Source organism: Veillonella parvula, from assembly GCF_048309325.1.
GTDB lineage: Bacteria > Bacillota > Negativicutes > Veillonellales > Veillonellaceae > Veillonella > Veillonella parvula_T.
Genome location: NZ_DBFBTX010000004.1, coordinates 198786 through 210494, shown reverse-complemented (window position 1 = coordinate 210494; position 11709 = coordinate 198786). Strand labels below are relative to the sequence as shown.

Annotated in this window: 10 protein-coding genes; 6 read left to right on the top strand and 4 right to left on the bottom strand. The window is 37.8% G+C overall.

Features of this window, described 5'->3' with window-relative positions; all coding sequences use genetic code 11:
• Positions 1-11 precede the first annotated feature (11 nt).
• A complete protein-coding gene (locus ACMKPP_RS03575) occupies positions 12-575 on the bottom strand; it encodes a TetR/AcrR family transcriptional regulator (protein WP_105086915.1) in 564 nt (187 codons plus the stop codon).
• A 200-nt stretch (positions 576-775) separates the two neighbouring features.
• Here ACMKPP_RS03575 and ACMKPP_RS03570 point away from each other — a divergent pair, with 200 nt between their 5' ends.
• Positions 776-2671, top strand: a complete 1896-nt coding sequence (locus tag ACMKPP_RS03570; RefSeq protein WP_418369293.1) for a heavy metal translocating P-type ATPase — start codon at positions 776-778, stop codon at positions 2669-2671.
• 119 nt (positions 2672-2790) lie between these two features.
• Here the strand turns inward: ACMKPP_RS03570 and pflA are convergent, their stop codons facing one another.
• The 3 genes from pflA to pflB form a co-directional block, all read right to left on the bottom strand.
• Positions 2791-3567, bottom strand: a complete 777-nt coding sequence (pflA, locus tag ACMKPP_RS03565) for a pyruvate formate-lyase-activating protein (RefSeq protein WP_205112840.1) — start codon at positions 3565-3567, stop codon at positions 2791-2793.
• Between the two features lie 12 nt (positions 3568-3579).
• Positions 3580-3816, bottom strand: coding sequence for an autonomous glycyl radical cofactor GrcA3 (gene grcA3, locus ACMKPP_RS03560; RefSeq protein ID WP_004693956.1), 237 nt, complete (start codon positions 3814-3816; stop codon positions 3580-3582).
• Between the two features lie 75 nt (positions 3817-3891).
• On the bottom strand, positions 3892-6009 hold the full coding sequence (gene pflB / locus ACMKPP_RS03555; protein ID WP_038125770.1) for a formate C-acetyltransferase: 2118 nt from the start codon (positions 6007-6009) through the stop codon (positions 3892-3894).
• Between the two features lie 519 nt (positions 6010-6528).
• Between pflB and ACMKPP_RS03550 the strand changes: the two genes are divergently transcribed.
• From ACMKPP_RS03550 to ACMKPP_RS03530, 5 genes are all read left to right on the top strand, one after another.
• Complete coding sequence (locus ACMKPP_RS03550) at positions 6529-7401, top strand: helix-turn-helix domain-containing protein (RefSeq protein WP_004693953.1); 873 nt, start codon at positions 6529-6531, stop codon at positions 7399-7401.
• Positions 7402-7720: 319 nt separating this feature from the next.
• On the top strand, positions 7721-8587 hold the full coding sequence (locus tag ACMKPP_RS03545; RefSeq protein WP_039965380.1) for a DMT family transporter: 867 nt from the start codon (positions 7721-7723) through the stop codon (positions 8585-8587).
• A 253-nt stretch (positions 8588-8840) separates the two neighbouring features.
• Entirely contained in the window at positions 8841-9863 is a 1023-nt protein-coding gene (locus tag ACMKPP_RS03540; protein ID WP_316060969.1) for a methionine ABC transporter ATP-binding protein, read from the top strand.
• A 71-nt stretch (positions 9864-9934) separates the two neighbouring features.
• On the top strand, positions 9935-10534 hold the full coding sequence (locus ACMKPP_RS03535) for a methionine ABC transporter permease (protein WP_423837869.1): 600 nt from the start codon (positions 9935-9937) through the stop codon (positions 10532-10534).
• A 54-nt stretch (positions 10535-10588) separates the two neighbouring features.
• Positions 10589-11413, top strand: a complete 825-nt coding sequence (locus ACMKPP_RS03530; protein ID WP_008602988.1) for a MetQ/NlpA family ABC transporter substrate-binding protein — start codon at positions 10589-10591, stop codon at positions 11411-11413.
• Positions 11414-11709: the final 296 nt, after the last annotated feature.

Sequence of the window (11709 nt, the reverse complement as noted above, 5' to 3'; positions counted from 1 at the left end):
ATTTTAAATAATTATATAATAGGTTCTATAACGGCATGGAAGTAATTGTCTAATTCTGTAGGCGATTCTTTCATGCCGTTTTTTGCCCACCATAACACCATTTCCACAAAGCTACCTGAAATATGATTAATAATAAAGTCATCCGGTAGATTTGTATTTGCTTTACGGTCTTGGTTGATAAAATATCCTTGTACCAACTCATTTAGATGATCCCTGAAATAGCGCAAAAAGATTTCGTTATTATCACTAGCTAGTAGCTCCAGGATTTTATTTTCATTTTGCTGTAAATGTTGTAATAAATGACCAAATACTGAGACTGGATAAATACTTTGTTGATACAGCCCATGAGCATGAGGTAAATGATTAATACTATCTTTTATATGTAAAAATAAGTCTTCGCAGAGTGCTTCTAGTAATGCTTCTTTTGTGTCGAAATGAGCATAAAAGGTTGTGCGGCCAATGTCTGCGGCACTAATGATTTCCTGAACGGTGATTTTGTCATACGCCTTATTAGATAATAATTTGTTAAAAGCTATAAATATGGCTTTACGAGTTTTTTTCTGCCTACGATCCATATTAACTCCTGTCATTCTTTTAGTACAGAATAGCGTATATGTTCCGTAATGAACATATGAGATGTTTTATATATTGTATTAAAACCATAGGTTGATACAATTAAAGTGAACAAGGTGTTCGCTATCGTAATTATTGTACTGTAAGTGTAGTCATAATTCAATTCATATTGGTAGTGAAAGTGTGATAAGGGGATTGTTGTATGGTACATCGAATACATGATATATTATCTGGTTTATATATGACGATTTTAGCGGGGCTATTTTTACTGCTTGATGGGATTCCGCATTTGATAGAAGAGTTTTGTGGACAGAGACCATTTCAAAATATATTCCCTTTTGAACCTTCCTGGATTACCGTTATTATTTGTGGTTTTCCTCTTGTATATTTGTCTATACGAAGGATTGTATATAATAAGGGGATTAGTAAAATCTCGTCAGCTTTATTGATTTCTATGGCTATGTTTGCGGCCATTGCTATTGGAGATATATTTGCGGCTGGTGAGGTTGCCTTTATTATGGCTTTAGGCGCTCTCCTTGAAGAAGCAACTACGGAGCGAGCAAAAAAGGGATTAAAAAAGTTAATTTCATTAGCACCTGTTAAGGGTCGTAAAATACAAGATAACAAAGAAATGATGGTTTCTGTAGAGTTTATACAAAGTGGTGATTATTTACGAATCCTTCCGGGCGAAACAATCCCTGTAGATGGACGCATTATTAATGGTGAAACAACGGTAGATCAATCCATTATGACAGGAGAGTCTATACCTGTTGATAAAACAATTGATGATGATGTATTTGGCGGAACGATTAACTGTTTTGGTGCCATAGATATTATAGCTACCAAAGTGGGCGAAGATAGTTCTATTCAAAAAATGATTCAGCTTATTAGAAATGCAGAACAGAAACAGGCTCCTATTCAGCGTATAGCTGATACTGTTGCTAGTCGATTGGTTCCTATTGCATTGTTGATTGCTTGCATAGGCTATCTAGTAACTGGAAATATCATCGTTGGTGTTACTGTGTTGGTAGTATTTTGTCCTTGTGCATTGGTGCTTGCTACACCTACTGCGGTTATGGCCGCTATTGGTCAAGCTACTAAACATGGCGTTATTATTAAATCTGGTGAAATTCTTGAAACTATGGGAAAAGTAGATACCATGGCATTTGATAAAACCGGTACTTTAACACGTGGGCAGTTAGCGGTTCAATCTATTTTAGCCGTTGATACAGATTATAGTGAGACTGATATTCTTCAATTAGCTGCATCGGCAGAGGCTAAGAGTGAGCATCCTATTGGCAAGGCTATCGTTTCTCATGCGATAGAGCAAGATTTAGAAATACTTGACACTACTTCGTTTACGATGTCTGTAGGTAAAGGGATTATAGCTGTAATAAAAGGTCGAGAATTATATTGTGGAAATGAACGATTCCTTGAAGAGCATAATATTATTGTCAGTGAGTCTATTCAACAAGCCATTAATGTATATCGAAGTGAAGGAAAGGTATCTGTCATTATTGCAAATAATGAGTATATTATAGGTATCATTACATTATCTGATACAATGCGAAATGATGCGATAAATATTATATCTGCTATCTCAAGCTTAGATATGACAACAGTATTACTTACTGGTGATAGTAAAGCAGCAGCTACATATATTGGAAAGAAATCTGGCGTTTCCGAAATACATGCGGAGCTTTTACCAGGAGAAAAAGTAAGTATTATCGAATCATTGCAAGGGAAACAGCACAAGGTTTGTATGGTTGGCGACGGAATTAACGATGCTCCGGCTATGAAGACTGCTGATGTGAGTATTGCAATGGGGACTATTGGTAGTGATATTGCCATAGAAACAGCAGACATTGCTTTGATGAGTGATGACCTTAGTAAAATTCCTTATATTAAACGATTATCAGATGCTACGATTAAAACTATAAAATTTAGTATTGCTTTATCAATGGCCATTAATTGTATCGCTATTATTCTCTCATTGCTTGAGGTTTTGACGCCTACTACAGGTGCATTAGTGCATAATGTGGGATCTTGTTTAGTGGTCCTCATCGCTGCCCGTTTGTATGATAGAAAGTTTATTTAAACGCAATAAGAGCCGTCCCCGGTTGTATGGGGGCGGCTCTATTGATTAGGGCTATCATAGATCAAGTCTTGGTATATATATTTATATATATCAAGGGAGGTAGTTATCCTCAAACTTGATTATGATTGTTGTTGTGTTTTGATGGGACTCCACCAATGGCGTCTATAGGCCTTGATGCCTTCCACCACGGTTCTTGTCGCTTTAGCTGCAATATCTTTCGTTGCAGCTGGGATGCCCTCTAGGCGATAGGGAATACCTAACTCCTTATATTTAGCAATACCCATAACGTGATAAGGTAAGCAATCAACGGCTTGTAAATTTTTCAGAGATCCTAGGAAAAAGCCTAGACGATAGTGACGATCGGCATTATCTGTAATCGTAGGGACTACTACGTGACGAACCCAAATCGGAACTTCCACGTCTGCCGTCAATCGAGCAAACCCGAGAATGGGCTCTAACGGTTTACCCGTTAACCATAAATGCTTGGCTGGATCGATTTCCTTAATGTCTAGGATGACGAGACTAGTTACACTGAGTAATTTACGGTATGCCACCTCTTGGTGGGGGTCAAAACAAATTCCACTTGTATCTAAACAGGTATGGACGTTTCTTTCACGGAAATATGTGAAAAGCTCAATAACAAAGTCGATTTGCATAAGAGCTTCCCCACCTGTGACGGTGATACCACCATTAGTATAAAATTGGCGGTTACGTTCGTACTGGTCCCATAATTCCTTTACGGTCATGAATTTAGCATTATCGCTAGTTTCATCCCATGTATCAGGATTATGGCAATAAGCACAGCGCATGGGGCATCCTTGAAGAAATACCACCATGCGCATGCCTGGACCATCAACCGTACCCATCGTTTCAACCGAATGAATACGTCCAGTCATAGGAAACCTCGATTAGATACGTTGATGGAATGTACGGGAAATAACTTCGTCCTGTTGTTGTTTTGTCAATTTGTTGAAGTGCACCGCATAACCGGATACACGAATCGTCAATTGAGGGTACAACTCAGGATGTTTTTGAGCGTCTAACAATGTTTCACGAGTAAACACGTTAACGTTCAAATGATGGCCGCCCTTTTGGGAATAACCATCCAATAACTCTACCAAGTTATCAACTTGTTGGTTGCTCATGGGTATAACCTCCTTTCAACCAAGACTAACACTCGTATCGGTGCCGGTGAAAGCAGTCCGATACTGTGGAAGATTTTATTTATCTTCCTTTATAGTAACATTTGGTTCGCTGCATGCGAAGTTTGTATTGCTGTTAGGCAATTGAGAAGGGTCTAACTCAATATCAAAATCGCTGACGGAAACAAATGTTTCACCAGATTTACCTAATGCGTCCGGAATGATAGAGAAGGTATTAGAAATACCATCGGAGCAATCACGCCATGGCATTTTAGCTACGGATGCCAACGAGGATACAGCACCGTGAGAATCACGACCGTGCATTGGGTTCGCGCCAGGAGCGAAAGCTTCGCCAGCTTTACGGCCATCTGGAGTAGAACCTGTAGCAGTACCATATACTACGTTGGAAGTAATTGTTAACAAGCTCATAGTTGGAACGGATTGACGATATGTAGGATGTTTACGAATCTTGTTCATAAATGTGGAAACAACCTTTGCTGCCAAGCTATCTACACGGTCATCATCGTTACCATATTTAGGGAAGTCACCTTCGATTTCGAAATCAACAGCGATGCCATTTTCGTCACGGATAGGTTTTACCTTAGCATATTTAATAGCGGATAAGGAGTCTGCTACTACGGATAAACCAGCGATACCAGTTGCAAACCAACGAGTTACCTTGCGGTCATGCAATGCCATTTCTAGTTTTTCATAAGCATATTTATCGTGCATGTAGTGAATGATGTTCAAGGCATTTACATATACGCCTGCCAACCATTCCATCATGTCGTCGAATTTTTCCCATACTTCGTCAAATTCTAAGTATTCGGAAGTGATAGGGCGGTATTTAGGACCAATTTGTTTCTTCAACTTTTCGTCAACGCCACCGTTGATAGCGTAAAGCAAGCATTTCGCCAAGTTGGAACGAGCACCAAAGAATTGCATTTCTTTACCGATACGCATTGGGGATACGCAACATGCGATGGCGTAGTCATCACCAGAGTTAGGACGCATCAATTCGTCATTTTCGTATTGAATGGAAGATGTTTCAATGGATAATTTCGCACAGAAACGGCGGAAACCGATAGGCATGCGAGGGGACCATAATACAGTGAGGTTTGGCTCTGGAGCAGGGCCAAGGTTAGTCAATGTATGTAGGTAACGGAAGGACATCTTAGAAACCAATGTACGGCCGTCAGTACCCATACCACCGATGGATTCAGTGGTCCAAACAGGGTCACCTGTGAACAAATTGTTGTATTCGTGGATACGTGCGAAGCGAACCATGCGCAATTTCATAATGAAATGGTCTACGAATTCTTGGATTTGTTCCTCTGTGTATGTGCCGTTGCGAAGGTCTCGTTCCGCATAGATATCGAGGAATGTGGAGTTACGACCAATGGACATAGCAGCACCGTTTTGCTCTTTAATAGCACCAAGATAGCCGAAGTAAATCCATTGCATAGCTTCACGAACATCCTTAGCTGGTTTGGAAATATCATAGCCATAGGATGCTGCCATCTCTTTCAATTCTTTCAAAGAGCGGATTTGATCTTGTATTTCCTCACGGTCGCGAATAACATCTTCTAGCATGTCACCCATTGTAATGCTAAATTGTTCTTTTTTATCTTCAATGAGATAATCAACACCGTAAAGAGCGATACGACGATAGTCACCGATAATACGACCACGGCTATACGCATCTGGTAAACCAGTTACAATGTGAGCTGTACGTGCAGCTCGCATTTCTGGAGTATATACATCAAATACGCCATCATTGTGAGTTTTGCGATGTTTCTTAAAGAAGTCCTCTGTTTGCGGATCCATTTTGAAGCCGTATTCTTCAATAGCGGATTTTGCTGTGCGCAAGCCACCATATGGGAACATAGCGCGTTTTAAAGGTTTGTCAGTTTGCAAACCAACGATTGTTTCACGTTCTTTGTCGATATATCCTGGCGCATGGGCAGTAATGTGTGTGGCCACGGAAGTATCAGCATCGAGCATGCCGCCTTTTTCACGTTCTTCTTCATAAAGCTTCATTACTTGTTCCCACAATTTTGTTGTTCGTTCTGTAGGACCAGCAAGGAAGGAATCGTCCCCTTCATAGGGGATATAGTTTCTTTGAATAAAGTCGCGTACATCAACGGCTTTATCCCACACACCTGTGTTAAAATCTTTCCATGCAGTATGTTGCATTTTGCACCTCCATAAAAGGATATAACTATAGATTTCTATGCCTATAGTGTACAATGTTTGTAGCAATTCTACAATGAATAGATGATATAGATTTTCAATACATACTATGCAATTTTGTGAAGTATCTCATAAATTTCCATAAGCTAAATTGTTTAAATACACCAGTATATATAGGCTTATATGGGATTTTGCTTTTTGCAATTTCATTTAATGTATATATAATAATATGAAATTGCATATCAATATTAATAAAGGAAATAAAAATTTTATTAAAGAGGATGAAGGCGGATTATTCAATAGTATGATTGGATAGTTTATATTTGTGTACTGTTCGGAGGCCGTTTATATCTTGTACAGAATCAGCCTGCAAGTCTTTATAAATGCATGTATATTGTAATGCTACGGAACGTTGCCAGCCAGGAAAACAAGCGTTTCTTTTCTTCACTGACACTATATACTATACTCTGAGCAGCTCTTGTTGAAGAGTAACTGATATTGCTTAAAATAGGAGGTCACATTATGGATTTTAATGAAAAATTACGGGAGTATAGAACACAATCTGGATTATCTCAGGGGAAATTAGCAGAAACACTTAATGTGTCGAGACAGGCCATAACAAAGTGGGAATCGGGCAATGGAATGCCGGATATTTCAAATTTAAAGGCCCTTTCAGGTGTATTCAATGTCTCTGTGGATGAATTGCTTTCAGAAGAAGCGGTTAAACCTCGATATCCTTATGAAAGCATCGTAGAATATGATATCGATGAGATAAAACATTTCGATATTAAACTGGGTTCTGTTAATTGCGTAAAAATGAGAGCTGGAGAGGGTGAGAAGATAAAGGTTCAATTGGTCAGTGATACTATTGAAAATTTGACGGAACTGGTGAAAGTAAAAATCGATGATATCAAAAGGCGTATCGATGTGGATGTAAATTGTTCCAAATCCTTATCTGAAGAGCTTGTAAAAGAACATTTGTGGATTTTTATAAATTTGCCTGAAAAATATATGGGAGATACGGAGCTAGCGACCCATTGTGAAAAACTAGAGCTATTTGATATTATTAGTGAAAAGTTTGAGCTAGACGGAGCGGTTAAAGAAATTTATATTGCCGGCGGTAACAGTCATATAGAGCTGGATAACAACTCTCCAATGGAGATATATGTAGCGGATTATACGGGGCGAATTGATGTGAATCAGATATCGGCGAAATCTCGGCTGCATGTCCCTCACGAGTATGCTTTCAAAGCGGTGAAAAAAGGTATTCGTACTAAATTGCTCTTTGAAGATCGTGGACATCTTGTAGACGATTTTTCTGTGTCTGAATCAGAAAATCAAATTGAAATTAATGGAATCAATAGTGAACTTACAATAGTCAAGTTAAGTGAATAGTTGTATTAACTACATAGACATATCTGCTACATAGTTTTCATAAAGCGTTATTACTTTTTCTAACGACTTTGTTACACATTTTGTAGGTCCCATAAGGAACAAAGCATCCCCTTCATAGGAATAAAAAATATGATTTAATTTATTGTAGTGTTAGGGGTATATTATGGTACTATTGAGATAGTGTTATTAAGCTATAAAACATGTAGATAACATGATCTTGGTAGAATGAATCAAGATAGAAATAATTTGGATAGAATATACGTTAATCAAAGTGGATTATAAGATTGTATAGGCGAATGCTATTGAAAGGTGGATGTTAATGACAAATCGAAAGAAAGCACTTTTAGGTGCTTCTGCTACTATTGCGGTGTGGGCTACTGCATTTCCTTTCAGTAAAATAGCATTACAGTCAGTAGATTCATTGACATTGTCTGTGGCAAGGGTCATGGGTGGCGCTTTACTTATGCTGGTAATCGGTGTTGTAAAAGGGCTACATATACCGACAACATGGCGTGAGTGGGGACTATATATTCTGTTAGGTGCTACAGGGAATTTTCTTTACCAAGTTGTATTTAATGAAGGCTTGCGCACAATTCCAGCGGCCACATCCAGTATTATTATGGCCTTGACTCCGATGACGACAGCACTGATGGCCACGATTATTTATAAGGATACAATACGACCTATAGGATGGCTATTTACCATAACTGCATTTATAGGTGTAGCCATAATTATTCTATGGAATTCCGCCCTTACTATTCCTGTAGGAGCCTTGTGGACTTTGTTAGGGATGATACTCTTTGCAGTGTATAATATTCTAAATCGTGGACTTAGTTTAAAGGGACATAAGCCTATCACTATCGCCATGTGGTCTATGTTTACGGGGGCTATTATGGCATTGCCCTTTGCGGAACATGCTATTGAATTGATTGTGGTGGCACCGATTAGTGCAAAATTTGCTATGGCCTATTTAGCATTCCTATCTAGTGCGTTAGGCTTTGTATTCTGGAGCTATGCCTTGGAACATGCTGAAAAGGTTTCTGATGTAACTAATTTTATGTATATCTCGCCTATAGTGGCAGCTATTGTAGCAGCCTTCTTATTGGGGGAAATACCTAATATGGGTCTCTATATAGGGGCGCCTGTCATTTTAGGATCCCTATATCTCTTTAATCGATATAGATAATTTATTTTTGTTAGTGTTTGAATTGGTTCAGCTTGATGTAAAAAAATAAAATTAGATGAATAGGGATGTGAACCCTTATAAGATAAGAGCTATATAATAAAAGAACCTCAACCTTTTAACTGGTGAGGTTCTTTTTTGGTTTGACAGTCCTTATAAATTGTAGTAATCTAAGTACATAATTAAATCATACCTTATAGATATGTTTTAAATTTAAAATTAATTCCTACTGAATTGTAGGAAAAGAGGTGGTACAGTGATTGCTATACGAAATGTAACGAAAGAGTTTGATGTTAATAAGCAAAAGGTTACTGCATTATCTGATGTAAACTTTACCATAGAAAAAGGCGACATATTTGGCATTATTGGCTTTAGTGGAGCCGGTAAATCTACACTGTTACGCATGATTAATGCTTTAGAGGTACCTACCTCTGGTCATGTTGAAATAGATGGTGTGAATATCAATGGTTTAAGTTTTAACGAGCTCAGAAAGGTTCGTAAGCGCATCGGCATGGTGTTTCAACAGTTCAATTTATTGAATGCTAAATCTGTGTATGATAATGTGGCGATTCCATTAATTCTAAATAAAGTTCCTAAATCAGAGATTGATAATAAGGTTAAAACCTTGTTAGACTTTGTTGATTTAGGTGATAAAGCAAATGCCTATCCAGGAGAATTATCTGGTGGTCAAAAGCAGCGCGTTGGTATTGCTCGTGCGTTGGCTACAGATCCATCAATTCTGCTTTGCGATGAAGCAACAAGTGCTCTTGATCCAGATACAACAGAGTCTATTCTTCAATTATTAGAACGCGTTAATCGTGAACTAGGGGTAACAGTCGTTATCGTAACTCATGAGATAGATGTAATCCAAAAGATATGTAATCGCGTTGTAGTTATGGAATATGGGAAGCTTATCGAGAGAGGTTCTGTACTTGAGGTGTTTAGTAAACCTAAGCATGAAACAACAAAACGATTTGTTAGGACTGTTATTCCTGATGAAATCCCATCTACAGTTAAACATACCTTGGCTTGTGATAAAAGGCCTTACACAATACTTAAAATGCACTTCTTAGGAAATAATACAACTGATAATGTGCTATATCATATTAATAAAACTTTTGATTTAGAAACGAGTGTGTTGTTTGCTACGGTAACAGAGTTAGAGCATACGGTACTTGGAATTTTCATCGTTCAGTTCATTGGTGATGATCTTGAAGTGGGCAAGGTAAAAGAGTATCTTGTGACACAAGTCATTGAATGGCAGGAGGTGGCACTATAATGGATTTCTTTATGCAAGAACTTGGCGTTCCCGGTTCGCAGTTATTACTAGCTGCAGAACAAACATTATATATGGTGTTCCTATCTCTATTCATTGGTACAATACTAGGGTTAATTATTGCAGTTACACTGGTGGTAACAAATCCTAATGGGATTGTTAAAAATAGTGTTGTTTATACCATTACAAATACAATTGTTAATATCGTGCGTTCCGTACCATTTATCATCTTGATGGTGTTTATCTTACCGTTGACTAAGATGATTGTTGGTACTCGTGTGGGCACAACGGCGGCTATTGTACCGCTTGTTATATTCATTGCGCCTTATCTTGCTCGACTCTTTGAAAACTCTATTTTAGAGGTCAATAAAGGCATTATTGAGGCTGCACAGTCTATGGGGGCCTCTCATTTTGAGGTGATTTGGCATTTCCTTTTACCAGAGGCAAAGGGATCGCTTATCTTATCCATTACAACAGGTACTATAGGTCTTATCGGTGCTACTGCTATGGCTGGTGCCATTGGTGCAGGTGGTGTAGGTGACTTGGCTCTTACCTATGGTTATGAACGGTTGAACTTCCCATTGATGCTATTTACCGTTGTTATTTTAATTATTTTTGTTCAAATTATTCAAACAATAGGTAACTACTTTGCACGTCGTGCGCGTCGTTCCTAATTTGATGAAATAGATTTTAGTTATATGGATTGTGAAAGTATAGGAGAATGCACTATGAAATTTAAAAAATTCCTTGCCCTTGGTATGGCATTAGTATTTAGCGTAGCTTTTATCGCAGGTTGCGGCTCTAATAATAGCGATAATGGTGCTAAAAAAGAATTAACCTATAGTAAATCTCAAGGCCCTTATTCTGAATTGTTTGAAAAAGGTGTAAAACCAATTTTAGAAAAACAAGGCTATACCTTCAAAGGTGTAGATATGTCTGACTTGGTACAAGCAGACCAAGTATTGAGTGATGGTGAAGTTGATTTTAATGTTGAACAACATACAGCATACATGAAAAACTTCAACGAAAAACAAAATGGTCATCTTGTAGCATTGACCCCAATTCCAACAGTGCCAGCTGGTATCTTTAGTGGTTCTAAGACATCTTTAGATCAAGTAGCTGATGGCGATACTATTGCAGTTCCTAATGATGCGTCTAACATGGCTCGTGCCTATGCGTTGTTGCAAAAAATCGGTTGGATTAAACTTGATCCTAATAAAGACTTAGCGACAGTCACACAAGCAGATATTATTGAAAATCCTAAACATCTTAAATTTACAGAAATGAAGTCCCTTACAATTCCTTCTGTACGTACTGATTTTGATTATATTGTTATTACAGGAGCTATTATTTATAATGCAAAAATTGATCCTAAATCTGCATTGGCAAATGAAGATGTATTGCCACAATGGTTATTACAACTTGTAGTAAACGAGAAAAACAAAGAGGCTCAATGGGCAAAAGACATTGTAGCAGCTTATCATTCTCAAGAATTTAAGGATTACATGGAAAAAAATAATAACGGTTTATGGTTTGTACCAAAAGGTGAATAAATAAGAGAACCACCGATAAGTTGCAGCTTATCGGTGGTTCTTTTTTCCTATAATTCTATTGTATGGTAATACAAAAAATAAACCAATTAACAGTCAATAACGTCCAATCAAGCGGACAAATGAGTGTTAATCAGTTTATGATTAACAATAGTATACTAAACGAAAAAGATTTAGACAAGCTTCAAAAACAATATAATTATCAGTACTATCAAGCTGCGTGTCATGGGTCGTCACATGATTTTGATTTGTTTGATTTAGGTGCTATTAGGTTAACTACGGAACAAGGTTTGAATAAA

What these genes read in the sequence shown, in the direction of transcription:
- ACMKPP_RS03550 (WP_004693953.1), top strand. Translation starts at nt 6,529, where the DNA reads ATGGATTTTAATGAAAAATTACGGGAGTATAGAACACAATCTGGATTA.
- grcA3 (WP_004693956.1), bottom strand. Translation starts at nt 3,816, where the DNA reads ATGAGCAACCAACAAGTTGATAACTTGGTAGAGTTATTGGATGGTTAT.
- ACMKPP_RS03575 (WP_105086915.1), bottom strand. Translation starts at nt 575, where the DNA reads ATGGATCGTAGGCAGAAAAAAACTCGTAAAGCCATATTTATAGCTTTT.
- pflA (WP_205112840.1), bottom strand. Translation starts at nt 3,567, where the DNA reads ATGACTGGACGTATTCATTCGGTTGAAACGATGGGTACGGTTGATGGT.
- ACMKPP_RS03530 (WP_008602988.1), top strand. Translation starts at nt 10,589, where the DNA reads ATGAAATTTAAAAAATTCCTTGCCCTTGGTATGGCATTAGTATTTAGC.
- ACMKPP_RS03545 (WP_039965380.1), top strand. Translation starts at nt 7,721, where the DNA reads ATGACAAATCGAAAGAAAGCACTTTTAGGTGCTTCTGCTACTATTGCG.
- pflB (WP_038125770.1), bottom strand. Translation starts at nt 6,009, where the DNA reads ATGCAACATACTGCATGGAAAGATTTTAACACAGGTGTGTGGGATAAA.
- ACMKPP_RS03570 (WP_418369293.1), top strand. Translation starts at nt 776, where the DNA reads ATGGTACATCGAATACATGATATATTATCTGGTTTATATATGACGATT.
- ACMKPP_RS03535 (WP_423837869.1), top strand. Translation starts at nt 9,935, where the DNA reads ATGGTGTTCCTATCTCTATTCATTGGTACAATACTAGGGTTAATTATT.